At 63.7% G+C, this 24,957-nt stretch carries 24 protein-coding genes; 9 read left to right on the plus strand and 15 right to left on the minus strand.

Annotation, left to right across the window (positions count from 1 at the left end):
- Positions 1-511 precede the first annotated feature (511 nt).
- Positions 512-889 (plus strand): BRCT domain-containing protein, encoded by a 378-nt coding sequence (locus LMH63_RS17160; RefSeq protein ID WP_146205288.1) that lies wholly within the window; start codon positions 512-514, stop codon positions 887-889.
- A 1,744-nt stretch (positions 890-2,633) separates the two neighbouring features.
- Positions 2,634-4,013 (plus strand): RDD family protein, encoded by a 1,380-nt coding sequence (locus LMH63_RS17165; protein WP_109680174.1) that lies wholly within the window; start codon positions 2,634-2,636, stop codon positions 4,011-4,013.
- A 435-nt stretch (positions 4,014-4,448) separates the two neighbouring features.
- Here LMH63_RS17165 and LMH63_RS17170 read toward each other — a convergent pair whose 3' ends face one another.
- Complete coding sequence (locus tag LMH63_RS17170) at positions 4,449-5,354, minus strand: LysR family transcriptional regulator (protein ID WP_229332640.1); 906 nt, start codon at positions 5,352-5,354, stop codon at positions 4,449-4,451.
- Positions 5,355-5,451: 97 nt separating this feature from the next.
- Between LMH63_RS17170 and LMH63_RS17175 the strand changes: the two genes are divergently transcribed.
- The 5 genes from LMH63_RS17175 to LMH63_RS19650 are packed head-to-tail and all read left to right on the plus strand — an operon-like array spanning position 5,452 to position 8,667.
- Positions 5,452-5,931, plus strand: a complete 480-nt coding sequence (locus LMH63_RS17175; protein ID WP_229332641.1) for a DoxX family protein — start codon at positions 5,452-5,454, stop codon at positions 5,929-5,931.
- Positions 5,924-6,598: a glutathione S-transferase family protein gene (locus LMH63_RS17180; protein ID WP_229332642.1), complete on the plus strand. Its 675-nt coding sequence runs from the start codon at positions 5,924-5,926 to the stop codon at positions 6,596-6,598. Before LMH63_RS17175 ends, LMH63_RS17180 begins: the two co-directional genes overlap by 8 nt.
- A gap of 4 nt (positions 6,599-6,602) precedes the next feature.
- Positions 6,603-7,589, plus strand: a complete 987-nt coding sequence (locus LMH63_RS17185; protein ID WP_229332643.1) for a glutathione S-transferase family protein — start codon at positions 6,603-6,605, stop codon at positions 7,587-7,589.
- A 17-nt stretch (positions 7,590-7,606) separates the two neighbouring features.
- Positions 7,607-8,440, plus strand: a complete 834-nt coding sequence (locus tag LMH63_RS17190) for an alpha/beta fold hydrolase (RefSeq protein WP_229332644.1) — start codon at positions 7,607-7,609, stop codon at positions 8,438-8,440.
- Positions 8,437-8,667, plus strand: coding sequence for a GFA family protein (locus tag LMH63_RS19650; protein ID WP_439654550.1), 231 nt, complete (start codon positions 8,437-8,439; stop codon positions 8,665-8,667). Before LMH63_RS17190 ends, LMH63_RS19650 begins: the two co-directional genes overlap by 4 nt.
- 145 nt (positions 8,668-8,812) lie before the next feature.
- Here LMH63_RS19650 and LMH63_RS17195 read toward each other — a convergent pair whose 3' ends face one another.
- The 5 genes from LMH63_RS17195 to LMH63_RS17215 form a co-directional block, all read right to left on the minus strand.
- Positions 8,813-9,742, minus strand: a complete 930-nt coding sequence (locus LMH63_RS17195; RefSeq protein WP_229332645.1) for a DMT family transporter — start codon at positions 9,740-9,742, stop codon at positions 8,813-8,815.
- Positions 9,743-9,750: 8 nt separating this feature from the next.
- A complete protein-coding gene (locus tag LMH63_RS17200; protein WP_158280422.1) occupies positions 9,751-10,263 on the minus strand; it encodes a MarR family winged helix-turn-helix transcriptional regulator in 513 nt (170 codons plus the stop codon).
- Positions 10,264-10,581: 318 nt separating this feature from the next.
- Positions 10,582-11,835, minus strand: coding sequence for an MFS transporter (locus LMH63_RS17205; protein ID WP_146205240.1), 1,254 nt, complete (start codon positions 11,833-11,835; stop codon positions 10,582-10,584).
- Positions 11,832-12,410, minus strand: a complete 579-nt coding sequence (locus LMH63_RS17210; RefSeq protein ID WP_109679537.1) for a TetR/AcrR family transcriptional regulator — start codon at positions 12,408-12,410, stop codon at positions 11,832-11,834. The genes LMH63_RS17205 and LMH63_RS17210 overlap by 4 nt, the downstream gene beginning before the upstream one ends.
- A 495-nt stretch (positions 12,411-12,905) precedes the next feature.
- Positions 12,906-13,568 carry an FMN-dependent NADH-azoreductase gene (locus LMH63_RS17215; protein WP_109679538.1) on the minus strand — a complete coding sequence of 221 codons (663 nt, stop codon included), beginning with the start codon at positions 13,566-13,568 and terminating at the stop codon, positions 12,906-12,908.
- Between the two features lie 295 nt (positions 13,569-13,863).
- Between LMH63_RS17215 and LMH63_RS17220 the strand changes: the two genes are divergently transcribed.
- Together LMH63_RS17220 and LMH63_RS17225 are read left to right on the plus strand one after the other, a co-directional pair.
- Positions 13,864-14,739 (plus strand): LysR substrate-binding domain-containing protein, encoded by an 876-nt coding sequence (locus LMH63_RS17220; RefSeq protein ID WP_229332807.1) that lies wholly within the window; start codon positions 13,864-13,866, stop codon positions 14,737-14,739.
- A gap of 251 nt (positions 14,740-14,990) precedes the next feature.
- Positions 14,991-15,500, plus strand: coding sequence for a nucleoside deaminase (locus tag LMH63_RS17225; protein ID WP_109679540.1), 510 nt, complete (start codon positions 14,991-14,993; stop codon positions 15,498-15,500).
- Between the two features lie 200 nt (positions 15,501-15,700).
- Here the strand turns inward: LMH63_RS17225 and LMH63_RS17230 are convergent, their stop codons facing one another.
- From LMH63_RS17230 to LMH63_RS17270, 9 genes are all read right to left on the minus strand, one after another.
- A complete protein-coding gene (locus tag LMH63_RS17230) occupies positions 15,701-16,615 on the minus strand; it encodes a XamI family restriction endonuclease (RefSeq protein WP_109679541.1) in 915 nt (304 codons plus the stop codon).
- A complete protein-coding gene (locus LMH63_RS17235; protein ID WP_109679542.1) occupies positions 16,612-18,153 on the minus strand; it encodes an Eco57I restriction-modification methylase domain-containing protein in 1,542 nt (513 codons plus the stop codon). Before LMH63_RS17235 ends, LMH63_RS17230 begins: the two co-directional genes overlap by 4 nt.
- 256 nt (positions 18,154-18,409) lie before the next feature.
- A complete protein-coding gene (locus tag LMH63_RS17240) occupies positions 18,410-18,877 on the minus strand; it encodes a hypothetical protein (protein WP_146205241.1) in 468 nt (155 codons plus the stop codon).
- Positions 18,878-19,307: 430 nt separating this feature from the next.
- Positions 19,308-19,601, minus strand: coding sequence for a hypothetical protein (locus LMH63_RS17245; protein ID WP_109679543.1), 294 nt, complete (start codon positions 19,599-19,601; stop codon positions 19,308-19,310).
- A 523-nt stretch (positions 19,602-20,124) separates the two neighbouring features.
- Entirely contained in the window at positions 20,125-20,811 is a 687-nt protein-coding gene (locus LMH63_RS17250) for a DUF1989 domain-containing protein (protein ID WP_109679544.1), read from the minus strand.
- Positions 20,812-20,873: 62 nt separating this feature from the next.
- Complete coding sequence (locus LMH63_RS17255; RefSeq protein WP_109679545.1) at positions 20,874-21,950, minus strand: ABC transporter ATP-binding protein; 1,077 nt, start codon at positions 21,948-21,950, stop codon at positions 20,874-20,876.
- A gap of 50 nt (positions 21,951-22,000) precedes the next feature.
- Positions 22,001-22,807 (minus strand): ABC transporter permease, encoded by an 807-nt coding sequence (locus LMH63_RS17260; RefSeq protein WP_109679546.1) that lies wholly within the window; start codon positions 22,805-22,807, stop codon positions 22,001-22,003.
- Positions 22,804-23,724 (minus strand): ABC transporter permease, encoded by a 921-nt coding sequence (locus LMH63_RS17265; RefSeq protein ID WP_109679547.1) that lies wholly within the window; start codon positions 23,722-23,724, stop codon positions 22,804-22,806. The genes LMH63_RS17260 and LMH63_RS17265 overlap by 4 nt, the downstream gene beginning before the upstream one ends.
- A 65-nt stretch (positions 23,725-23,789) precedes the next feature.
- Positions 23,790-24,923: a polyamine ABC transporter substrate-binding protein gene (locus LMH63_RS17270; protein WP_109679548.1), complete on the minus strand. Its 1,134-nt coding sequence runs from the start codon at positions 24,921-24,923 to the stop codon at positions 23,790-23,792.
- Between the last annotated feature and the right edge of the window lie 34 nt (positions 24,924-24,957).

Below are 24,957 nucleotides of genomic sequence, written 5' to 3' on the forward strand. Positions count from 1 at the left end.
GGTCGACCGCTTAATGGGCGGCGGCTCAGCGGAGCCAGGGTACGACGGTTCAGCCCGATGCGCGTAGCGAAGTCCAATGGCGGTTACTACCTTTTGAATGGTTGCCGCGCGAGTTCGTGGTGATGAGCTCACCGGCGCCCCGCGCTTCGCACAGGCCTTGCCAAGGGCGCAGGCCACGGGGCGCTCTCCAAGGGAACGCCGCTGCCGAACGCTACGCGGAACGGCACCTTAGGAATTCGCAACCAGGGAGAGTCAGGAATGGTTTCGATTGACCCCCACGGGCAGCCCGACGCTGCGATCAACTACAAGGCCAACCTCAAGAAGGCCACCGAATCTCTACTCGGACTTTGCCGCGGATTGCTGGCTGACCGGGTGCTGAGCGACTCGGAGATCGTGTTCCTGGACACCTGGCTGAAGGACAACGGGGTTGTTGAGGACCAGTGGCCCGGGTCGGTGATCGCCAGGCGTGTACGCAATGTCCTCGCCGATGGCCGCATCACTGACGAGGAGCGTGACGATCTACAGGAGACACTCGAGGGAATTCTGGGCGGGGGGGTTCGACGAGGGCGTGGCGTCCGGGTTGTCCACTCGGGCCGCCGCGCAAGCCGAGCGGGAGATCATGTTCGAGGGCCGGGCATTCTGTTTCACCGGGAAATTCCTGTTCGGACCGAGGCAGCGCTGCGAGGAAGCCGTCATGCGGCTCGGGGCGACCCCGATCCCGCGCGTCACGAAGCAGCTGGACTACCTGGTCATTGGCGGTCTCGCCAGCCGGGACTGGGCCCACACGAGTCATGGACGGAAGATCGAGAAGGCCATCGACCTTCGGGAAAAAGGTCATCAAGTCATTCTGCTTGAGGAGCGGGATTGGGCTGTCCACATCGATGCATGATTAGTAACGAGACCCAGTGTAGCTAAATTTTATCAAATAATACGAATCAACCGAGGAACCGCATTCCCGTTTGTATTGACAATCGCATAAAAACTCTATAACCTCTCGAAATCATCAACGCACGCACGCTTCTGTTTGTGTGTGGCCTCCAGTTTGTGGGGGGTGAGGGTTCGAATCCCTTGGCTGTTAGCTTGATTTCCGCAATAGCGATTGTGCTGTTATTGGTTCAGGAACCTTCTTCAGTTATTGTTTTTTGCGTAAATTTTAAAGGAGGTGATTGTATGTTATTCAAGCTTACTGAATCCATTAAGACCTTAACTGCGAAACTTGCTAACGCCACGCTCGGTGCTCCCCCCGCCGATACATATCGATCTGCCAGCTAGAGGTTTGCCAAGACGTTCTACTGGCCAGATACGAAATATCCAAATAATCGAATGGGCAGCCAGCCTGAGTGACTAAGGCGCCGGAATCAAAGAATAGTGGTTAGGCGGATAGGCCGCAGGCAGCGAGACCGCGGCCTGGCCTAGGGCAAGGCGTTCACGTAAAGTGTTGAAGCATGCCTGTCGTGGCGGCCGCGCTGATGGCGAATACGGGCGCCCCCATACCCAGTTGTGGCCGCGGCATGGCACGTCGATCCCGGGGCCGCTCCCTGGCGGGGCAGTCCACCACTCTTAAAGACGCCGCAGCTGCGCCGAGCCTGGCCACTGCAGGTAACCTCCATCCCATGCCCTGCTCACACAGGAACTCAGCCAGATTTTTGGCAGTACGCACTGACCACCTGTGAGCGTAGGTGCCTGACAGGAACCGATTGCTCAGAACGCTCCCGGCCCTCATCAACACTTTACGTGAACGCCTTGGACCGAGATGGCCTACCTTTTCATCTGGCACTTTTGGCTTGGCGTCCCCGGTGCCATAGACATGGCTGCTGTGGGCAATCTCCTGGTGGCCAGCGTATCCGATTCGCCGCCTCACGGTCGCAGGAACTGATTGCATCGCGATGGTCTGCCGGACCTCGCGAGACATTTAGACCATATTGTGGATCTCCCCCATCAATCGGGTCATGGTCGAGAGTGTATGAGCGGGCGGCACAGGGACTGGAGTGATGAGGAGGACAGCCTACTGTGCCGGCTCTACCCCGTTGAGGGGTCGGTGACGCACACTCGGCGACTCAACCGGAGCCGGGCGGCGATCCAGCAGCGGGCGCTCGCCCTCGGCCTTGCCTGCCGTCGCCGCTATCGCGGTTGGACGCCGGAAGAGGATGCGCGGTTGCGACGTCACTGGCCCGGCGCGGGCCGATGGGACAAGCGGCTACTGGAGCTACTCCCACGGCACAGCCAAGGTGCTATACAGGCCCGTGCGGCCATGCTCGGCCCCACACGCCGGCAGCCGCCGCGACGATACTGGAGCGCGGAGGACGACGAGATCCTCCGCCGACGCTACCCCGAGGAGGGGCCCTGCGACTCTCCGAGCGCCTGCCTCACCGCACCTACAAGGCGATCAAGGCCCGGGCGGCAGGCCTGGGATTGCGCTACCTCGCCCCCCGGGGGCGGAACTACCAGTGATCGCGCATCCCTTCTCAAGGCTATGCCAGGGGTTGTTGCCATGGCCGAGATCCGGGTGGCGTTCAAGGCGAATGGGGCACACCCTCCCCCAAACTGCACGACTGCGGGCAGTGTATTGCGTGCCAGATAATCCCGACTTTCCTAGACTGGGTCCGGGAGTGGATTAACGGGGGGTCACCGGGATGTGGCACTTCAGCCGTGACGGGGTCAGCCGGGAAGGTCCGCTAGAGCTAGAGGAGCTCGCACGCCGACTTGTCGGCGAGCCGGATCTCGACAGCATCCGGGTCTGGCGACCGGGGCTGGAGGGCTGGGTGCGCGCGAGCGAGGTCGAGGAAATCACCCAGGCTATCGAGCCATTGCGCACACCGCCGCCTCTGCCCGGAGAGGAGTCTTCTTCGGTCGCGGATGGCACAGCGCATGTGGCGACTCCCACCGAGGATGCCGTCGCGGCGTCGTCAACCGCCGGCGTCTCCCATGGGGAGGGTGCTGTCGCGGATGCGGCAGCGCCCGAGGAGGCGGATGCCAGCACGCGTTGGGAGGTCGAACCGCCCCACCCCTGGCGTCGGTTCTTCGCCCGCATACTGGACCTCGCACTCTTCGGCGTAGCGGTCACCTGGCTGGTGGCCCTGACCGGCGTCGGTGCGGGGGCGGTGCTCTCGCTCTCCATGGCGATGGAGGGCAGCGAGGCGGCCGTCAATTTCGTGATCTCCGCGATCCTGATCGCGGCCTGGGTGCCGATCGAGGCGCTCATCCTGGCCGGCACGGCCAATACCCCGGGACGCTGGCTGATGGGGCTGCGCGTGGTGCGATCGCCGGTGCGCCTGCACGCCCCCGAGGGGCTCGATGCCGAGACGGCCCTGAAGCGCAGTGCGCTTGTCTGGATCTACGGCATGGGCGCGGGCCTCCCGCTGATCCAGCAGCTGCTCATGATCCTGCACCTGATGGGGGTCTACCGAGGCGAGCCTCGGTTCTGGGACGAGAGTGCGGGCACGGTCGTGATTGCCCGCCCCCGCAACGGCTTCCAGAACATGGGCTATGGGCTCGCCGTGGCGCTGGTGTTCGTGACCATCGCCGGGCTCAACCAGCTTGCCATGCTGCCGCTGGAGCGCCAGTTCGCCGCCGTTTATACCGAATCCGGCTCCCTCGGTGACACCAACCAGTCAGCCGCTGATCCCGCGCCCGAGGTGAGTCCTGCCGTGCCCGGCGCCACCCCGGTATTCGCTGTCAATCGCTGCGAGGAAGCCCTTGAGTTCGTGGTGCAGTTCCGAACCGGAGAGGAGCGCTTCCTGGCCGGCTGGTACCAGATTGAACCCAACGATCGCTACTCGATCGTCGAGAGCGAGGGGCTACCGGTGGCCCACGTCTATCTCTCCTACACCGACGGCGCCGTGTGGCCGGCAGCGGCAGAGGCCGACACCATCACGCGCCGTGTGGTCAACGACGCTTTCGAGTACATCGACGATGAGTCCCCCGGCGACGAGGGGTTCCGGATCCGCCTCGGGCGCGTCGAGCTCGAGCGGGCCGGTGATCGCTATCAGCTGCCGCTACCCTGCAGCCCGTAGCGCCCGACCTCTCCGCGGACGGTGCGCCAGGGCGGGATCCCTCGGGACCGCCCCCGAATGCCTTCACGCGCGCCTCGCCGTCCTCCAGCCGCCCCGACAGAATCCAAGGCGTTCACGTAAAGTGTTGAAGCATGCCTGTAGTGGCGGCCGCTCTGATGGCGAATACGGGCGCCCCCATACCCAGTTGCGGCCGCGGCATGGCACGTCGATCCCGGGGCCGCTCCCTGGCGGGGCAGTCCACCACTCTTAAAGACGCCGCAGCTGCGCCGAGCCTGGCCACTGCAGGTAACCTCCATCCCATGCCCTGCTCACACAGGAACTCAGCCAGATTTTTGGCAGTATCCACTGACCACCTGTGAGCATAGGTGCCTGACAGGAACCGATTGCTCAGAACGCTCCCGGCCCTAATCAACACTTTACGTGAACGCCTTGGACCTAGGGCATGCTTTCTTGGCGCACCTCGCCGGCGAAACAGGCCTTCTGATGCCCGAGCGCCATATGTAGAAAGTCGAGCAAAGCGCGGATACGCGCCACGCGCCGAAGATCTCGATGCGTAAGTAGCCACAGCCCCACGCTCAGCTCCGGTATTGGCGGCGTTACCCGCTCCAATCCCGGATCCGGGTCGGCAAGGAAGCAGGGTATGGGGGCGAGACCGGCGCCACCGCGCGCGAGGACGTGCATGGCAGCAACGCTGTTGCACTCGATCACCGGCTCAAGACCGGGGAGCGTTCGGCGCAGCCACCGCGCCGATGGTAAATGAGCAAGGCTGTCGTCGGGCGCGATCCAGCTCTGCTCCTCCAAAGGCCTTCCGCCGCCGGCGCGCTCCAGGTACCCGGAACTCGCGTAGACCGCGGTTGCAACGTCAGCGACCCGGCGCCCGACCAGCGTCTCCGGCGGATCGGCCGTGGGGCGCAGTGCCACATCCGCATCTCGGCGGCTGAGACTCAGGAACGGGTTACCGCTCACCAGCTCCAGGCGTATCTCCGGGTGCTCGGCACGGAAGGCACCGAGCACCGGGCCCAGCACCCCGAGCAGGAGCGTATCCGTGGTGGTGACTCGCACGATGCCGCTCGGGCGCATGTCGCGACCGGCGAGCCGTCTCTCCAGGGCTTCAACCTCGGTACCCATGCGCTCGGCCAGTGCGAGCGTCTCCTCACCCGCGGGCGTAAGGCTGAATCCGTCGCGGTGGCGGTCGAAGAGCCGCACGCCCACACGCGCTTCGACCTGCCCAAGGCGGCGGTAGACGGTCGAGGCGTGCACGCCCAAGTGCTCTGCCGCGCCGCCGAGCGTACCGGCGCTCCCCAAAGCACGAACGTAGCGGAGATCGTCCCACTCGAGCATTGCGCCATTGCAACAGAAGTTTCGATATTTGCCTATTCCGCATGCGCAAATGCATTCCTACGCTACAGATCGCCCCCATCGGAATAGGAGTAACGCCATGGTTGAACGCGATCTGACCCCTTATGCGGTGACGCTGCTGCGCGTCGCCCTTGGCGTGATGTTCCTCGCACATAGTCTCATGCTGAAGCTTCTCGTATTCGGCCTGGCGGGGAACGCGCAATTCTTCAGCTCCCTTGGCCTCCCCGGGTGGCTCGGGTACGTAGTCTTCGCCGCTGAGGTGATCGGCGGCACCATGCTCGTGCTCGGCATCCAGGCACGTTGGGCGGCGCTCGCTCTCACTCCGATCCTCGCGGGGGCCACCTGGGCTCACTGGGATAACGGCTGGATGTTCGGCTACGAGGGCGGGGGCTGGGAGTACCCGCTCTACCTCACGGTGCTTGCCATTGCCCAGTTCCTGCTTGGCGATGGGCGCTTTGCCCTACAGCCTTCGGGCGGCCTGTCGCGGCTGCTGCAGCGTGCAACGCCCTCCCACCGGGCCTCGGACCGTGCGGTGAGTGGAGGTGAAAGCCATGCCTGAGCAGCGCCTGCAGCTCATCAGCCACGACCTCTGCCCCTACGTGCAGCGGGCCATGATCACGCTGACCGAAAAGGGTGTCGGACACGAGTGCATCTACATCGATCTCGCCAACAAGCCCGACTGGTTCCGAGCCCTCTCGCCGCTGGGACGCGTGCCGGTCCTGCGCGTGGGAGATGCGGTGCTCTTCGAGTCGGCGGTCATCTGCGAGTACCTCGAGGAGACGACGCCGGGGCGAATGCACCCCGAGGAGCCGGTGGCGCGTGCCGTGCACCGGGCCTGGATCGAGCATGCATCGGCCACTCTGGCGGCCATTGCGGGGCTCTACGGCGCTCCCGATGCCGAGGCGCACGGCGCCCGTCGCCGCACGCTCCGGGAGCGGCTGGCGTGGCTGGATCGTCAACTGGGCAACGGGCCGTATTTCGCCGGTGAGCGGTTCCACCTGGTGGACGCCGCCTGGGCGCCGGTCTTCCGCTACTTCGACACCTTCGAGGCTGTCGGTGAGCCGGCGTTACTCGACGGCCTCGAGCGGGTGACCGCTTACCGCAAAGCGCTTGCCGCGCGCCCGTCCGTGCGCACGGCCGTGCCGGAAGGCTACCCGGAGCGCCTGCGAACGTTCCTGGCGCGCCGGGAGAGCCCGCTGGGAGCCCTGGCCCGGGCGGCGGCCTGACGTCATGGCTCGCGTACGCGCACTCGTCGAAGGCCGCTGGCACCCGGAGCTCCATGTGGGGGACCCGGCATTGCAGCGGCTGCGATCGGCCCCGAGCACCTATCGTGAGTGGGTCACCCCGAACGGACGCCCAGGCCCCGAAGGCCAACCGGCCCGGCCGGCGGAGCCGGGCCGTTATCACCTGTACGTCTCCTACGCCTGTCCCTGGGCACACCGGGCGATTCTCTACCGGCGCTTGAAGGGTCTTGAGACGGTCGTGTCCATGTCCGTGCTCCACCCCCGCATGGCGGGACGGGACTCCTGGCGCTTCGATGACTCCGCCTGGAGCACCGTTGATCACCTGCACGGGCATCGCTTTCTGCACGAGGTCTATGCCCGGGGCGACCCGCACGCCACGACCGTGGTCACCGTACCCATGCTCTGGGACCGGGCCACGGGGACCATCGTCAACCGTGAATCCGGGGATATCCTGCGCATCCTCGAGCGCGCCTTCGACCACTGGGGCGACGCCTCAGTCCGATTCCGCCCGCCGAGCCTCACCGGTGACATTGAGCGCATGAACACCTTCGTGCTCGAGCGAGTCTGCACCGCCGTCTACCGGGTAGGATTTGCGCCCTCCCAGGCCGTGAATGACCGGGAGGTGGTGCGGCTGTTCGAGGCGCTGGACGCGCTCGAGGAGCACCTGGCCGCGCAACCCTACCTGCTGGGCCACTCGGTCACCGAACCGGACTGGCACCTCTTCTGCACGCTGGTGCGCTTCGATGCGGCCTACCACCCGGCCCTGCGCTGCAGCCGTCGGCGCCTGACGGACTACCCGGCGCTCGCCGCCTACACGCGTCGGCTCTACGACTACCCCGGCGTCGCCGACACCGTCGACCTCGAAGCGATTCGTCTGCACTACTTCGACGACCACCCCGAGATCGACCGCCAGATTCTGCCGGCGCCACCCGCCGAGGACTTCCGTACCGCGCCGGATCCGCTCACCGCGTGACGAAGGAGAGAGACCCGATGATCGAATGGTCCCTTTCTCACACGTACCACTCACCCGAAGGCCGCGTCCGCTGGGAACGTTTCGGCGAGGGGCGCCCCATCATCCTGCTGCATGGCACGCCGAACTGGTCGGTGATCTGGCGCAACATCGCGCCCCGCCTGGCCGAGCGCTGGGCCGTGTATGCCTTCGACTGGCCCGGCTTCGGCACCTCCGATCGCTACCCGGGGCAGAACGTCTCCTGGGACGAACAGCCAAGGCGCCTGGTGGAGCTCGTCGCGCATTGGGGCCTTGAGCGCCCGGCGATCGTCGCCTTCGACTTCGCGCCGATCTTCGCGCTGCGAGCACAGCTGCTGGAGGGACTGGAGCTCGGCCCCCTGGTGCTCGCCGACGCCGCCGTGATCCCGCCTTTCGTCACCGACTTCTCGCGCCAGGCGCGGGAGAACATCGGCACCTTCAGGCAGCTGCCCACGCACATCGCCGAGGGCATGATCCGCGCCCACATCGAGCGCACCACGCGGCACCCCATGCCCCCGGAGGTGATCGACGCCTACATGTGGCCGTGGAGCGGCCAGGAAGGCGTTGCCGCGTACTGGCGCGCCGTCGAGTGCTACGACGAACACCTGGCGCGCCCGCTGGTACCGCGCCTTGCGGCGCTGTCTCAGCCGGTCATGGTGTTATGGGGAGAGCACGATGAATGGCTCCCGCCGTCCATGGGCGAGACTCTGACCGAAGCCATTCGAGGCGCCCGTCTGCGCCACGTCCCGGAAGCCGGCCACTTCGCGCAGGAGGACAACCCAGCTGGCTTTGCCGAGGCGGTTGCCGAGTTTCTCGAAGAAGTGGGTTATCGATGAGCGCACAACAGCCCGAAAGCGCTGCTCGTGCGGCACCAAAGGTGCTGCACGGCAGCTGTTTGTGCGGTGGTATTCGCTATCGCGTCCACGGCCCGCTGCGGAATGTCCTACACTGCCACTGCAGCATCTGCCGCAAGGCCCACGGGGCGGCCTTCCGCACGCGCGCCCGTCTGGCGACAAGGGCTCTCCTGATTAGCAACGACCTACAACTACGCGATGTTGGGTAGCCGCGGAGTAGAGAGCGATGCCCCGACCGTGCCTGACGCGAGGCGAGGCAGGAGCAGGCGGGTCCTTCAACTCGAACGGCCGTGGCCGAGCGCCAGAGGATTGCGACTTCGTTCATCTCGCCACGGCTGAGGCGGGAGCCACGCTTCAGTCGCCGCCGACTCGCGAGATGGCGCCGACGGAGACGATCACGCAGACCGCGCCCAGCCACTGCAGCAGCGTCAGAGCCTCACCCAGGAAGACGAAGGCCGCACCGACCCCGAAGACCGGGATGAGGGTGAGGTAGAAGGCGGCGACGTTCGCCGGCAGTCTCTGCAGGGCGAAGAGATAGAACCAGAAGGCGAGAGCGTACTGGATGATGCCCGAGGCCGCAGCCAGAGCCAGCACGCCGAAGGTCACGCCCTCGAGCCCCAGCCTCGTCAGTCCGAGGCCGAGGGCGATGACCAGCACGCCCAGGGTCCAGGTGAGACCAGCGCTCTGCTGCAGCGCCGAGAGCGGCAGCGGATCAATCGAGAGAACGAGCCGGCGCGTCGCGATAACGTAGAAGGCAGCGAACAAGGTGCCGGCAAGGACGAGGAGATCGCCGAAGAGCGATCCGCGGCCGGGCAAGCCGCTCGCATCGGGCGCAACCACTAGCAGGAGGCCGACCGTCGCCGTCGCCGCGAGCATCAGCATTGGTGCGCCGATGCGTTCCTTCAGTATGAGCCAGGCGAGCAGCAGGATGAAGATCGGCTCGGCGGCCCCGATCAGGGCCGAGTTGCTGGCGGTCGTCAGCGCCAGGCCGATGATCCCGAAAGTGTAGGCCAGCCCAGGCTCGAGCAGGCCGCTGAGGCTCGCCTTCCGGGTCGGGCGGTCGAGGCGCACGCGCAAGCGCAGGAGCAGAACGGCGACCCAGAGCACGCAGACCGAGGCGGCGAGCTGGACGGTGACCAGCGTCATCGGCGGCATATGGTTGAGCACGCTCTTGCTCATGACGGTCGCAGAGCCCCAGCAGGCCGCTGACAGGACCGCCGCCAGCACGGCTGCCGCCCGCGGTGGGCGGCGCGCGACGACGAGGGTTTCGGGCGTGGCCCGCATGGACTCCATCACGGCTTCGACACCGCGCGCTCCACGGGGCAGCGCTCATGCGGACAGACATCCTCGTCGCACAGCCGGCAGATGTGGTCGGCGTGACGCCGATCCCGCGTGAAGGCGCCGAGGATGGTCTCCAAATGCGCGGTTAGCGCGGCGCGATCTTCCTCCGACAACGGACCGAGCGCCCTGGTGAGAATCTCCGCCCGCCCCTTGAGGATGGCGCGCCGCCGGGCGACCCCGCGGCGCGTCAGATGCAGGCCCACCGCGCGCCGGTCCGCGCCGCCGCGACGTTCCACGAGCCCGTCCGCCGCGAGGCGGTCCACGATGCGGACCGTGGCGGAGTGGCTGAGGCCGATCGTCCGCGCCAGGGCGTCGATCGAGCAGCCGGGGGCGACGCCCACGCTGACGATCGCGGCAGGCGCCGCCGCGCCATGCGCGGCCCGCGTCTCAGCCTCCTGGGACATGCTGTCGGCGAGCGCCAGAGCCAGCGCGCCGAGCAGATTCGCGGTGCGGTCGTCAGTCATGCAGACATTATATGCATGCCGCATACATAGGTAAACGAACAAGGCCGGTTGCCGACCGCAAGCGGCGCGTGTCATGTCGACGTGAAGTCTTCTACTCTGGTCTATGCGCCTGGGTCAGACCGGCCCTGGGTCCAAATGGCCAGGTCATTCCGCTCAAGGAGCAGGACCGCAGGTGCGACATCCCGCTCCCCGCGGCGCCCTCGTCCCAGGATGCTGTGCCCGCCGCGGCGAGAGGTCGCGGCATGTAACGCAGGCTCTGCCAACACACACCCGGACGTTTTAAGCAAGCGGCCGAGTGTTCGCGTGCGCCTAAGGGTCCTACTTCGCTCTCATCGAGGCGTCTCCGCATTCATAGACGCCTGCGCATTCCCCGCTAGGACTGGGAGCCGCCCGACAGGGACCGGGACAAGGGCGGCGAGTAGTCACCGAGCACCTTTCCCGGTACGCAGTCGCCGCTGTGATGGCTGCGATGGCAGAGAAGACGATGAAGGTCATCTTGTGGTTTGCGGCGTCGATAATGGCACCAGCGATGGGTGCCCCAATCACTTGGCCGACCGCGATCATGAGGAAGGGTAGGCCGAGGCCAATCGCAGGGCGGTCGCTAAAGACCCTTACGCCCCATACCAGGTAAACACCCGTCAGCATGATGTAAGCCGCCCCGAACAAGGCAGCCGAGACGAATGCGATCGACACGTACGAAGGCATCACCCCCAGAGCAAGGCATGCCAGCCCCAGTGCCAGGAGGAAGGCGCGGTGGACCGCATTGATCTCGAAGCGCCGGATCAGCTCACCCGCTGCGCCGCCGACGAGGCCACTGACACCAATAACAACCCAGGCTAGCCCCGAAGCGCCCTGAGGCAGCCCGCCAATTTCGACAATCACCTCGCCAGCGAACGTCCAGTAGGCCGCACTGGCAAAGCCCATCCCGGTCGCTGCCGTAACGAGGGGCAGTGAACCGGCACGCGCAAGTCCCACGCAATCAGCCCCCGAGACGCTCGACCGAGGGCGCACCGCGGTGGTACGCAGCCCCGGAACGGTCAGCACGATCCACAGCGTCACGACCGCCGCCGCGGCCGCGAACAGGAGATACGCTTCCCGCCAGTGACCGGTCGCCGCGAGCGCGATGGGCCCGGACAGCGCGACCCCCACGCTCGTGCCCGAGTTAATGAGCGTGTTGGCCTGAGGTTGCCTTTCAGCCGGTATGACCCTCGCAACCGCCTCCGCCATTGGGGGTGAAGCGAGGCCCGTGCTTATCCCGGCGAAGAGCACCGAGGCGGCCAAAGCCCAAGGCCCCGTGCTCAGGGCGATGGAAAACATACCCACAGTGGCAACGAGCCCGGCTGTCCCCGCCACCACGCGTGCACCCAGCCGTTCAACCAGGAAAGCGCTGCCAACGATGGCAACGCAGTAGCCCGCGTACGCGCCTCCGCCAACCAGGCCGGCGATTGCAGGGCTAAGCCCGACATCATCGCGCATCTCGGGCAGAAACAGGCCATACGCGAAGCGGGCGAGACCGTAACTCACCGCGATCAGGGCCAGCCCCGCCGGTACCAATCGCATGCTCTGATTCACGACGAACTCCACTCGCCGTTCGGTGCTGCCTCGAGAAGCCGTGCCGCACCAGCAGACAACTGCATGGCGACTTGATCAGGCGGCAGCACCTGCGCCATTGCAGTTGCGCCTTCCATGAGCATGGCGAGCTGCTCGCCGCACGTGTCGGCGCGATAGCCGTCTTCTTCTCGAACAAGTGCCCGGATGTAATCGAGCAGTCGCCGCTTATGCGAAGTAGCCACGTTGGTGATCTCGGCTGAATGACCGGCATACTCGCCGACTGCCTTCATAAAGAGGCAGCCACGATCGCCTCCCTGCTGAAGCCAGAGACCATGGGCGTCCACAGCTGCTCTCACCCGACTTTGCCCCTGACTGCGGGCCTCCTCGACCGCCGCTGTCAACGCCGCCCAGTAAGCCCGGTCGCGCCGCTCGAGGACTGCAAGGACAAGCTCCTCCTTGGAGGCGAAGTGGTTATATAGCGTCATGCGAGCGACGCCTGCTTCGGCAGTCACCCGGTCGACGCCCGTCGCATGGAATCCCTCCCGGTAGAAGAGCCCTTCTGCAATTTCAACAAGGTGGTCACGCTTTGAGCGCATAGGAAGCGACACTTAGGTAGATCGTTCTACCTAAGTGTCGCTCACGGATAACCGCCGCGTCAAACGCTCAACTCCAGCTGATCTGTACCCGGTCCCTGACCGCTACGGGTTCCAACCGGCAGCTTTCAGTAACGGTAGCCACACCGTCTCGACCGCTCGCCGCCCAATGGTCTGCGAGCCATGAACGGGTGCGGAGCTCATGGCGGGTTGCGCCCGAGCCCTGGGCGCATTGTTGGGTGACCAGGATCGCCCGACTGTTACACATCGACGGGCGGGCCCCCTCAGTGAGGCCTGTGCCGTCCGTACACCACCCGGCTACTTCTCCCCGTTGGTGTACGGCCAGCACACGGCGGACATGGTTCGCAGTGTGTTCTCACACATGACCGCGCGACCTGGTGCAACGCCTCGGCGCTTACCCCATTATGCCCATCCCGTGCCCGCGCGCATCTCGCTTCTGCTCCAGGTGCACCCAAAGCGCCCCCGCACCATCCGTTGCTAAACCGCGTCCTCTTTGACCGGCGCAGCCCACGTCCTCGCCAAGCGACTCGCGTCGCTGAACGCCGAGGCAACTGACTGGCGATGGCGCTCGTCCCCGAACTCCTGGTAGTCAATGCTGATAACCGTCATCTCATCCACGCCCAGGTAGTGGGAAACGGTGCGGATGTGGGTCTCCAGATGATTCCAGTCCGAACGGATGCCACCTGGCTCAAATCCAAACTCGCCCCGAGCCGTCAATACCGCGAGCTTCTTGCCGCTCAAAATCGGGGCCAGGGGCCAGTCGCCCCGGGCGAGATCGAATGAGAACGTGCGATTGACTCGGATAACCTGGTCGAACCACGCCTTTAGCGCCGCGGGCATGCCGTAATTGTACATCGGGGTGCCTATAACAATTCCATCCACGGACTCAAGCTCATCAATCAGCTCGTCCGATGTCCGTAGTGCCGCCTGCTGCTCCGTGTTTCTCTGACTCGGATCAGTAAAGGCGGCCGCAATCCAGGCCTCGGTTACAAATGGCGGCGGATTGGTGCCGACGTCTCGATAAACCACCTCTACCTCGGGCCGCGCCAACCTCAGCTCGCTTACGAAGTGCGCGGAAAGGTCACGCGACAGGGATCGGGTCTTCCTCGCGCTGGCGTCAATGTGCAGGATTCTATCCATTTCGCGCGCTCCTCTATTGGCCGTTGAATAGCCGCATTGCATCCAACACGCCTTGGGACCGCAAATTCTTATTACTCAGCAACTAGCTGAAGCAGATTCAGCGCGGGCCCTACCGAATGCGACCGCGCCTGAGATTTTTTAGAAACCCAGGGGGGTCGCACTTATCAGCGGAAAGCAGGTTACGGCCGCGATTGCTTGCGGTACTCGGGCCTATCATTAGACTGAACTCATGCGCCGACTCCCACCGCTTCACTCTCTTCGTGCTTTCGAGGTCGCGGCTCGGCACTTGAGCTTTGTGGCTGCGGCCGAGGAGTTACACGTCACGCCAACGGCGATCAGTCACCAGATCAAGGCACTGGAGGATTATCTGGGTAAGCCCCTGTTCCGTCGGCGGCCGCGGCCGATGACGCTGACCGAAGCGGGCGAGCGACTCTATCCCGTGCTTCGAGATGGCTTTGGACAGTTCGCGGCCGCGCTCGATGAGATTCACGACCCAGCGACGATTCAACGTCTGAAGATCACGACCACAACGGCATTCGCAAGCCGCTGGCTAGTGCCGAGACTCGAGAGCTTTCGCGCGGAAGCAGAGCATATCGACCTCGAGGTTCACGCCTCGGAAATGCCCGTTGACCTCCACGCGGGAGAGGCGGACATCGCCATTCGCTACGGCGCGACCCCGGGGGGTGACCTGCGCTGGCATGAGCTCTTCCGGGATCGCTACGTACCGGTCTGCCATCAGGCACTGGTCGCCGACGCGGAGTTGCCGCTACGGCCGAGTGAGCTCGCCGCTCGGCCGCTTATCCACTTCGAGTGGAAGCGCCCGACTCGGCTAACGCCCACCTGGGAGCGCTGGTTTGGCGAATCACCTGCGGCCGACAGCGGCGACGGCCTGCATAAGCCTCTCGGGCGCAAACTGGCATTCAGCGAAGAAAGTCACGCCATCGAAGCCGCCCTTGCGGGGCAGGGCATTGCACTTCTCAGCGACGTCCTGGTTGCCGGTGAGCTGAAGTCGGGCACCCTCGTGCAGGTCCACCCGTTCGCACTCGAAGGATTCACCTTCCACGCCGTCCATTTGCCTCATTCGGCCAAGGCCGATGTGATCGACGACTTCATCGAATGGGCAAAGGGACAGCACGGGGCCGCCCGCGACACGGCTACACGGTCTATTTGAGGTCCGCCGCGCGGCAGTGCCTTGGCGATGGCGCATAGCAGGGGCGCGAGTTCCACCGACGCCACCGATCCGTTAAATCCGGCTTGGTCGCGCCTCGCGCTCCGTCGTACCGCCGCCTCGGGTCCATATGGAGCTGAATCACGATCAGCGATGCGCTGAAAAAGAATCGCTTTGAATGGCCTCATGGTGTCGCAACAATGCCAAGACGGATGAAACAGCACTTACGCTGAGCACAACGAGGAACCACCGGGATGACCTCCGGGAACCATGACGAATCCGGGCCAGGGACGGCGTCGACCGGGGACGACCCACAAGGGCTCGATGCGCAGTGGCTCGAGTCCGCGATCCAGGGCGCGGAGCGCCAGGCAAGAGACGGTGCACCGCCATTCTTCGCGGTCGTGGTTTTGAACGGGCAAGCGGTGGGCGCGGCCGGTAACACGGTAGTACTGAATAATGATCCCACGGCCCACGCGGAGATCATGGCCATCCGGGAGGCGTGCCGCGAGATCTCTCGCACGCGGCTCACCGGAGCAACGCTCTTCGCCTCCGCTGAGCCCTGTGCGCTATGTCTCGTGGCGGCCGCGTTCGCCGGCATCGAGCGCATCGTTTATGCCCTCGATGCTGATGGCGCCGCAGACGCAGGCTTCGATTACCGTGCGGGGCAAGCACTCCTTGGCTCTGGCATCCATGAATGCTTGCGTCTGGAACACCTGCCACTGCCGGACTCCATCCGCCCGTTTACCTCGTCTCGTTCGCGCTGAGACAACACCCGGGAAGAGCGCACCGGGCGGGGCGTCAGGGTCCTTCCAGAGATGCTCCGGTTCCCCTCAAGGCATTTAGGCAAGGTGTTGAATATTATTCTCGCCCCAGCGAAAACGCCTCCGATACCTCTTGGGATCGGAAGCTTCGCTTTTGCCGGGGCACATGCTTCGTACGACAAATGTATGATTCGCACCTAACCTTAGCGTGTCTTCTCTATAAACTCACCCATCTTGTCGAGATCGTGAGCCCAAAACAGTGTCAGGTGACTATCTTGAGCTTGTTTTAGGTTACGCACGTTAAACACACCGGACAGTACTGCCGCCGGCACTACCTGATTCTCGCCGAGTTCGCGTCGCCATATCCCCGCCTTCACAGAAGCGTCATTATTAACGCGCTTAACACTGTTTGTTGAACTGTTGGAGACTTTGCACTCAACCGGCATAAGACGGCCGTCATAGAGGCGGATGGGAATGTCTGCTTTTCTGGATCCCACTAGACACTCCCCGCAGAACTGTCCAGCACCCGGGGCGTCAGCCAGCGTCCGAATGGTGCGCGGCGCAATCTCCTGGAACCCGATGCCACGCAGAAACTCTTTGACACCTCCCTCCTGCTTGTTTTTTCCGTCATTACGTCGCAACGTCGAGACGCGCTGCGCGGTAATCAATGCGGCAGATGTTAGGACTGCGGCGCGTTTTTCGGCGTCGGTCGGTTCGCGGTTTTCAGCCACCCAGGGGAATCGCTTGGAGTCAAGCGCCTGAACAATTGTGCTGAGAATGCGCTCAGCGGCTTGGTCATCCTGCTTGAGCCTGCTTGGCGCCAATGAAGCATCCGCAAGGACCTTCAGGTCGTCTTCTGAAATCGGTGGGCCAGCAAGGTACCGTAAGGCGTCGCCGAGATTGTCCTCGAAAATACTGACTACCTGATCCGCAGTCATGCTCTTGAGATCGTGGGCGCCATGCTTCTCGAAAAGCGTCCGAAACTGAGCATCATGCGCATCAAAGGTCTTGCGCCACACCTCAACCGGCTCATCGAGACGTTCATGGCGGAATAGCGCTATAGCTTGTTCGACCTCGGCCTTGAGGTCAGCATCGCTCCATCTGGGCGGCTTGATCATGCCGTCAGTTGCTCTATCGGTGGAATAGCAATTCGCTCGAGCTCCTTGGGCTCAAATTTGGTAAGGCCTCCGGCGTATGTGCGCCCGGAATGGATACATACGTTATCCCTAAGGAACGCAGCGATCGCGTCAAGAGCCTCGTTAGAAAGGTTTTCCCTAGGATACAGGCCATGAGCAATATTTATGTGTCTCGCCCCGCACTGATTGCGTACAAAGGCGGGTGGGCGTCTAGCCATGTAGGTGCATAGAATTGGCGCCGGCGGCTTTAAACCGACAGACCACCAAGCGGGGCGATGTCGTGCGATGTACGACTGGTGGGCGCCCTGCTGCTTTGCCCAGCGCAGAAACCGCATCACCATCCTGCGCTCTTCAGCATCCAACTCGCTGAGGTCTTGAGGAAGGTCAATGATTCGTTTTAGACCACGCGCGTCCACTAGGTCGTTTCCGGCGCTGATCAGCTCCTTGGCCCTCGTAACCGCGGGTGTGAGAAAACGCTCGGGTACTTGGGGGGCCGCGTCACCTCCAACCCAGACACGGTTTCCGCCAGTCACCTGCCCCCGGTGCACACGGCAAATCTCGCCAAGCTGCACGAAGCCGGCGGGTGGCCTAGGGCTGGGCCGTATGATCATGGACCAACGGTCGGCACCAATAAGCTTTTCCCAGGAGACACCCCGTCCGCCGGATAGTCCGTTGAGTTTTGCTGCTGAGCCTACATTGCGAACACGGAACTTGTCCGCTTTCTGCCCAACCTTAAAGCAGGTTATGGCGCCCGTTGTAGTCGCGTCAGCGAAGGGCAAGGCCTTCGGATCGAGCACATGCAACGCAACGCCGCCCAAGTCCCGGCTCAGGAGCTGGCGCAAAAAGTCGCCGTAATTCACATCCAGCCACTCCGACGAAGTGATGAATGCTCCAACATCGCCGTGCCGGGCCAATTGAAGCGTCCGCAGGTAGAAGTGGAGGTGCAGCCCGGCGAGCTTGCTCGCTTTTACGCCGTATACGGCCGCACTGCGGGCGAACCACTCTTTCCATTCTTCGGCAATGTTGTGGTGTCGGACATACGGTGGATTCCCAATGAACAGCGTTTGTCCGTCAATTTTTGGAAGCCTGGTCTGTCTGTAATCATCTTCAATGACAGCGATTCGGTCTTCCAGTCCGACTGCCGCGACATTTGCTCGAAGAATCTGTACAGCAAGCGGGTCCGACTCTATGGCAACTATGCTTGCTTTAGGGAAAACGTCGGCCGCCTTAAGCGCAAAGCGCCCGGAGCCCGCGCCAGGATCCACAACGCGAGCAGGAGAAGCGTTGTTTCGCGCCCACCGCAACATCGAGTCGATAATCGGCCATGGTGTGTACGTGGCCCCGGCCCCCCGTCGAAACTCAGGAGAACGAATGGCGCAAAAGGCATCCCCAAGAGGGTCTTGGCCGCCAACGATCTGTCTCTGCAGGGCGAGAAGGGATTCCGATCCATCATCCCCCTTCATCGAATGAAGTTCGGCTGCGACACGTCCGAGATGTTCTTCTGAGTGGATGCCTGTCATTCAGTTAGCCTATCACGAGACTTCTGGTAATCAGACCACATCTTCTCGAAAAGTTCGTTTAACCTTAGCCCCCGCATGGCAGCCTCGGACTTAAACGCTCTGGCGAGATCAACAGGCACGCGGATACCTATGACCTGAGACTCTTTCGAGGTTGACTCGGGTTTGGACCGCACCATTTTCATAGGTCCATCCTGTCGACAAGTCGACCGTTTGTCAACACGTGTTTGGCGCAGGCCCTACCTATCAATGCAGAAGTTCAAGCGCGTTTCTCCAATAGTTTGCGCAGCTCTGCCGGCCCGCGGGCAAGCCCCAACAGCATGGCAGGCGTGTTGCCACAGTTGCGGTTGGGCGCCTCGTAGCAGTACGAGCAAAGCGTGAGAGGCTCCAGGGGCTTGATGATCACCTTCGGGTTATAGGGCGCCCGCCCGGTCCAGATACGGCGATCGCCGGCCGGCGTTGGGACGACGCATTCACGCGGTGACGGCCGACCTCGGGCGCGGTGGAGAAAGCGCTCGGTCGGCAGCAGCGAGCAGTGCAGGAGTATCTGCGCCACATGCCCCAGAACCTGCATTGGAAGGGCGACCTGATGAGAGAGGTGCTTCTTGAAGGCCCCGCTAGTGCCCCACCGGTGCGGCGTCCCGCGATCGTGCCAGTGACCCTGTTGCCGGTAATGCGCCTGCAGCGCGAGCTCTAGCAGCTCGCATTGGCCGCGCGCGAAGCTCACCTCTTCCCTTTCGATTCGGACCCGCCGCCTCTCGCTCTTCGCGCGTCGGCGCAGCCTTCACTTTGACGTGGAAGAGATGGCTTCAGCTCGGGATCACGCAGTCGCTGGCGGCGGCTATGTCAACAGTCTGTAGGCCGCTCTCTTGGTCGACCAAGAAGTGCGCCTCATCGAAGTCCTTCAGCCAAAGACGGAGCAGGTTGAAGTGAGCGTAGAGGAGGCACCCATCCCACGTTTGCGAGCCGTCGTCGGGGAGATTCGTCCAAGGGTCAGACTGATCTCTCGGCGACTCGGCATGCCGGCGCTTAAGGGAGCCCCGGCGCTAGTTGCGCCGCACGTGCGCCAGAGGCTCTTTCTGGGGCTCGGAAAGCGCCTCTCGGGGAATGCCATCCTTGCGCGCCCGAAAGATGCCCACGGAGCAGTCGGCGAGGAGTCAGTAGTTCGGGAAGCGCCGCCAGATATCAGGCATCAGGGGGTCGCCCGGCAACATGGCGATCTCATTGACCTGCGTGACGTCGGAGCGCGCGTCATATTTTAAGTGCCCCAGGAAGGAATGCCCGGAGAGCAGCTCCATAGACACGACGGCCCGCAGAAGGGTCTCACGCTCCGCGGCGATGCCCAGGCACGCCTGGTAGGCGCGGTCTATGATGTCATAGGCCCTCTGCGGCCGGATCGGGAAGATCCCGATCAGTCGATTGATGGGCATCGAGTTCAGCAGCACCTTCACGACCTGCTCGGTCCAGGAGCGGCGCTCCGCAAGCGCGCTACAGCCGGCGTCTTGCCGCAGACCTTGCAGCGAACCGAGGACGGGGTAGATTTGGCCTTTTCGCCTATCCGCGGCTGCGGGTTAGCCTCGACGGGGCCACAGTTGGGATCCTTGCCCCGATTAAGTACTGGAGCGCCAAAATTTTCACAGACCGGGTTCTTGCAGTGGTTTATCTTGATGCCTTCAACCGCCCCCGAGACGCGAACCTTTCGAGAGTCTGAGCCGGATTTCTGGCTGGCCAAAGAAAAAGCCTCCTAAACCCAGAGCCTGAGCATGGGAGGCTATTGAAAAGCCTGCCAAGAAATTTTCAATACCCTAGCTGAATGCTGTCGGTTCCCCTATGCCTACTCCCGGGTGTAATCGATCCGGGGAAAGGTAGTCCTGTCCAACTTGAGCACGCTGGCGCTCACCTCCCTGTTGCATGCGCTGGCCGATACACCTCGTCCGCATGGCGCCGGTCGGGAGCGACTGACCGGCATTTCCCTCAGTCCACCCGAAAGCGCAGCTCGCTCGGCTCGGCTTCCGAACCGTTTACCTTGGTGATGTCCTGTGGGCAGGCGGACATCACGGCGATGCACGCGACTTCCGCGCGAAGAGAGACGGCGTCGCCCGGCCTGGCGACCGGCGGCAGCCAGTCGAACGTCCCGTTCGAATCCACCGGTACGTTCATCCAGATATTGAAGGGGCTCGGTATTTCCGGCGCGGACATCCCGATTGCCATGAGCGCCATTCGCAGATTGTCGGTGCAGTTGTCGTGGTAGTCCGCCACACCGAGCTCGCGATATCTCTCGAGGTCACAGGCCGCGATAAGCGTGTCATGGATCCCGGGGGACGAGTCCTCGATGATCGTGAGCAACGCCCGTCTGCGATTGCTGACCAAGGCATCCCCTACGCGCGGAATGGTTCTCCCGAGCGCGGTTCGCAGATGCTCCATTGAGAGGAACTCCCGCGGATCCCTCGCATTGAAGGCCCAGAAATCGCAGACCTGCGTGCCGCTCGGGTTCACAATCGTGAGCCGCTGGCCCACGTCGAGGCGAACAGCCCGCCCCTCCCGCGCCGGCACCCGATAGTCCCGCGCAAGTTCCGGTATGCCATCCGGCGAGATGGGCTGCGTAATGGTGTTGTTGAAGCCATCCGGCTCACTCGGCGCATAGGCGTACTCGGTATTCATCCGCTGCCATCCTGTTCAGTCTTCTCGTTGCCAGAGGCACGCCGCGGGTGGACGCTGCGTGGTCAAGCCGCCGCAACAAGGTGCGCATTGCTCGACTGCCATCGCGCGACGTACTCATCACCGACTTGGGGACTCAGGGCATCCAGCGCCTGCCGCGGGGTCTGCACGACCAGGGTGGTGCCGGCCGGCGTCTCCAGGTGCAGGTTGACGTTGGCGCCGATGAACTCCTCGCCGACGAGGCGGCAGGCGACACCGTCCCCCTCCATGGCAAGCTCCATCTGGTCGGCAGAGACGATGAGATCCACGTTCGAGCCGGTTTGCGGGTTGAGCTCCGAAGCACGGGTCACGTCGAAGACACCGTCCGCTGTCTCGACTGTGACGACCTCGTCCTCCACGCGGCGAACGGTGCCGGAGAAGATGTTGTTCGCCCCGAGGAATTCGGCGACGAACCGTGAGCGTGGGCGCTCATAGACCTCGCGCGGGCGGCCGATCTGCTCGATTCGCCCCTCGTTCATGATCACCACGCGGTCCGCGAGCGCGAAGGCCTCGGAGTGGCTGTGGGTGACGAGAATGAAGGTAATCCCAAGCTCGCGCTGCAGCCGGCTTATGACGCCTTGCATGCGCACCGTGAGACTCGCATCCAGTGCGCTGAACGGCTCATCGAGGAGCAGCATGGGCGGCTCGGTTACCAGCGCCCGCGCCAGTGCCACGCGCTGCTTCTGTCCCCCGGACAGTTGCTCGATCCCACGCTCGGCGAGGTGCGCAATCTCCATGCGCTCAAGCCACTGGAGCGCACGGCGCCTGCGCTCGGCCTTGGCCACGCCACGCATCCGCAGGCCGAACTCGACGTTTTCCACGACCGTGAGGAACGGGAACAAGGCGAGCGACTGCCACACGAGCGGGGCCTCGCGGTCGCAAGCCGAGACCCCGTTCATTGGCTTGCCCGCAATTCGAATGCTCCCGGCGCTGGGTGTCTCAAGCCCCGCGATCATGCGCAGCAGCGTTGTCTTTCCGCAGCCGCTACTTCCCATGATCGCGAGGAACTCGCCGTTCTCGATGCCAAGGCTGATGTCATCGACCACGGCAGTGGTGCCGAAACGCTTGGTCACCGATTCAATATCAACGAAGCACGTATTCATTTCGGATTCCTCCCGGCATTGGCGCCGCCACGCGCGACCCTCGCCGACCGTCATTGGGCCGTCCGGGCCTGCCGCCCGCTGCGCATGTAGACCACCTGCGCGATCACCACGAGCAGAATTGAAAGGCTGAAAACAAGGCTGCCGATGGCGTTGATGCGTGGGCTCACGGTGCCCTGAAGCGTCTGCAGCACAACCACTGGCACCGTCTCGTTGAGGCCGGAGACAAACCAGGCGATGGCGAACTCGTCGAACGAAACCGCCATGGTCAGGCACCACGCGGAGATCACCGCAGGCGCGGCGAAGGGCAGCACGACACTCGCCATCGCTCGCCAGCGACTGGCGCCAAGGTTCCATGCCGCCTCCTCGAGCGCGGGATCCATCTGGGCCAGGCGAATGCGGATAAGCGCCATCGCAAACGGCGTGCACAGCACGATGTGGGAGATCATCACCGAGTGCAGGTAGCCGGCAAGGGAGACCCGCGAGAGGAACGCGAGCATCGCAAGGCCGAAGATCACCAGCGGCACGGTTGGCGGCAAAAGCGCGAGGGCGAGGTACACCTTCTTGCCGACGAAGTTGAAGCGGTAATCGGTGTAGGCCGCACCAAAGCCAAGGAAGGTCGCCACCGATCCCGATACCAGCGCAACCTTCACGCTGTTGCCAAACGCCGTCCACACGCCGGGATCATTCAGTATTTCGCGATACCACTCGAACGACAGCCCGGCCAGAGGAAGGGTCGGGAAACGATCCGCGTTGAGCGAGAAGACGAAACTCGCGAGGATCGGAGCGAAAACGAATCCGTAGACGAGCAGGACGTAAAACCACAGTGAGGCACGGGCCAGTTTTTGGGTGGAGCTCATCGGACCCCCCTCCCTCTGTAGGCGAAGCCGAGCGCGAGCGAGACAGCCGCAAGTAGCGTCACGATCATGGTGATCGCCACCACCGCCGCCCGCGGCCACTGCTGGCCGGACTTGGTGAAGTCGGTGATCAGAATGCTAAGCGTCGGCGGATTGCCGCCGCCGAGATAGGTGGGGCTGACAAAGTCACCGAAGGAGAGGATGAAGGTGAACACCGCCGCAACCACGATACCCACGCGCGCGGAGGGAATGATCACCGAGAACACGGTCCGCCACCTCGGACATCGGAGGTTGTGGGCCGCCTCGATCAACGAACGGTCGACGTTCGCAAGGCTCATCAGCTGGATGAGTATCGCGAGCGGCAGGCAGAGGGTGAGGTAGCCCACCAGGGTCCCCGCGGCGGAGTTCAGCACGCTGATCGCACCGACACCGAGGCTTTTCAACACCGCGTTGAGTGCGCCGTGGTCGGAGAGAATCGACATCCAGGAGTACACCCGGACGAGGTAGCTCGTGAAAAACGGGGTGACGAGCAGCAGCACACCCAGGCGCCTCACCGCGGGCGAGACGGTAAAGGCGAGCGCATACGCGCATGGGAACGCAATCACCGTGGCGACCAAGGCCGAGCCGAGGGCCAGGGCAACTGTCCGGAAGTAGGTCTTCCAGAATGACGCCCCGCCCAGGACGTCTATCCAGTTAACCAGGCTGAAGTCGGGCTGAAGCCGGTAGTTCTGGACGACCCAGAACGTGAGCACCAGCAGGAAGCCTAGTGGCAGTACGAAGAACAGCGTCTGCCAGAGCGCAAGGGGTAGCGACCAGACCGCGGCATAGACACCCCGGCTCGCTCGGTGGCCGAGTACGAGTCGCCTCCGGCGCCCCGGAGCAGCAGGCAAGGCCCGCGCACTGTGGGGGAGTGAGTTCATCGCTGTCTCCTCCTGGTATGAGACGCCGCCCGGCGAGAAGAGCCGGGCGACGCACCCTTGCCCGTTCAGGCGTTCTTGTATTCAGACCAGGCCTCGTTCCACGTCTCGATGCTCTGCTGAACGGGCAAACGCCGGGGTGTAATTCGACCCTCGCGCAGAAGGCTCAGCGCGTTTCGCCCGTCGAACACCATTCCCTGGCGACGGGCCTCCTCGGGGTTGACCCGATTGAGCTCCTGCCAGCCCGTTCGCGTTGGCAGCAGTGCGGGGTAGGCGCGCATGGTTGCACTGCGAACCTGGCCTTCCGGCGAGGTCATGTACTGAATGAAGCGCTTCGCGAGCTCCGGGTTGCGGGCACCACGGGCGATTGAGAGGGATTCCGTCCACTGCAGCCCGCCCTCCTCGGGAATCGCGGTTGTCACGTTGGCCCCGTCGCGCTGGAGCACGCCGGTGATCCAGTCCCCGATCCCGGGCACCGCGGCGACCTGCCCCGAGCGCAGCGAGGCGAGCACGCCTCCGTAGTCGAAGAAGCCCGCCACCTGGGGCTTCAACGACATCGTCCGCTCATGAACGGCCCGCCACGCGGCATCGCTGATGTCGAAGGGGGAACGGTTGCCCTCAAGGAGACTGATGCAGCCGTAGTTCGGCAGGTACCAGTCGAAGTGGCCGACAAGCCCCTTGAGCTTGTCCGCCCACATCACGCCGTAGCTACTTGCCTCCTGCTCGCTCAGCACATCGCGGTTGTAGGACAGCCCCAGATAGCCGAACCGCAGCATGACCGAGTAGAGATCCCCGTCGTGCCAGTGGGCCGGATATTGCTGAAACTCCGGAAAGTAGTCGTCGAAGGGATAGTCCGAGGGCTGCAGCGTCTGGATGTAGCCGGCGACGCGCAGCTGCTGCACGAACTCGGCATCAGTGAGGATCACGTCATACGTGCCGGGGGGCGACTGCGCGAGCAGCGCCAGCATCTGGTCACCACCGACGTAGTACTTCGAGCGCACCCTGACGTTGAACCGCTCCTCAAAGGCGCCGACCACCTCCGGCTCGGCGTGCCCGTACCAGGACAGCAGAGTCAGTTCATTGCGTGCACGGGCAATTCCTGGCGGAAGCATTGCCGCCGCCCCGGCGGCAAGCCCCCATTGCAGAAAACGCCGGCGACTCACGCCACTGGTGTGCGGGTTATGGCTAGTGTCGTTATACATAACGGTTACTCCTCCTCGCCCCTCAAGCAGGCCT

Origin of the sequence: Spiribacter halobius (genome assembly GCF_020883455.1) — a bacterium.
GTDB lineage: Bacteria > Pseudomonadota > Gammaproteobacteria > Nitrococcales > Nitrococcaceae > Sediminicurvatus > Sediminicurvatus halobius.

Coding starts and splice junctions, on each gene's coding strand:
- LMH63_RS17165 (WP_109680174.1), top strand. CDS start 2,634: ATGTGGCACTTCAGCCGTGACGGGGTCAGCCGGGAAGGTCCGCTAGAG.
- LMH63_RS17170 (WP_229332640.1), bottom strand. CDS start 5,354: ATGCTCGAGTGGGACGATCTCCGCTACGTTCGTGCTTTGGGGAGCGCC.
- LMH63_RS17175 (WP_229332641.1), top strand. CDS start 5,452: ATGGTTGAACGCGATCTGACCCCTTATGCGGTGACGCTGCTGCGCGTC.
- LMH63_RS17180 (WP_229332642.1), top strand. CDS start 5,924: ATGCCTGAGCAGCGCCTGCAGCTCATCAGCCACGACCTCTGCCCCTAC.
- LMH63_RS17185 (WP_229332643.1), top strand. CDS start 6,603: ATGGCTCGCGTACGCGCACTCGTCGAAGGCCGCTGGCACCCGGAGCTC.
- LMH63_RS17190 (WP_229332644.1), top strand. CDS start 7,607: ATGATCGAATGGTCCCTTTCTCACACGTACCACTCACCCGAAGGCCGC.
- LMH63_RS19650 (WP_439654550.1), top strand. CDS start 8,437: ATGAGCGCACAACAGCCCGAAAGCGCTGCTCGTGCGGCACCAAAGGTG.
- LMH63_RS17195 (WP_229332645.1), bottom strand. CDS start 9,742: ATGCGGGCCACGCCCGAAACCCTCGTCGTCGCGCGCCGCCCACCGCGG.
- LMH63_RS17200 (WP_158280422.1), bottom strand. CDS start 10,263: ATGACTGACGACCGCACCGCGAATCTGCTCGGCGCGCTGGCTCTGGCG.
- LMH63_RS17210 (WP_109679537.1), bottom strand. CDS start 12,410: ATGCGCTCAAAGCGTGACCACCTTGTTGAAATTGCAGAAGGGCTCTTC.
- LMH63_RS17215 (WP_109679538.1), bottom strand. CDS start 13,568: ATGGATAGAATCCTGCACATTGACGCCAGCGCGAGGAAGACCCGATCC.
- LMH63_RS17225 (WP_109679540.1), top strand. CDS start 14,991: ATGACCTCCGGGAACCATGACGAATCCGGGCCAGGGACGGCGTCGACC.
- LMH63_RS17230 (WP_109679541.1), bottom strand. CDS start 16,615: ATGATCAAGCCGCCCAGATGGAGCGATGCTGACCTCAAGGCCGAGGTC.
- LMH63_RS17235 (WP_109679542.1), bottom strand. CDS start 18,153: ATGACAGGCATCCACTCAGAAGAACATCTCGGACGTGTCGCAGCCGAA.
- LMH63_RS17250 (WP_109679544.1), bottom strand. CDS start 20,811: ATGAATACCGAGTACGCCTATGCGCCGAGTGAGCCGGATGGCTTCAAC.
- LMH63_RS17255 (WP_109679545.1), bottom strand. CDS start 21,950: ATGAATACGTGCTTCGTTGATATTGAATCGGTGACCAAGCGTTTCGGC.
- LMH63_RS17260 (WP_109679546.1), bottom strand. CDS start 22,807: ATGAGCTCCACCCAAAAACTGGCCCGTGCCTCACTGTGGTTTTACGTC.
- LMH63_RS17265 (WP_109679547.1), bottom strand. CDS start 23,724: ATGAACTCACTCCCCCACAGTGCGCGGGCCTTGCCTGCTGCTCCGGGG.
- LMH63_RS17270 (WP_109679548.1), bottom strand. CDS start 24,923: ATGTATAACGACACTAGCCATAACCCGCACACCAGTGGCGTGAGTCGC.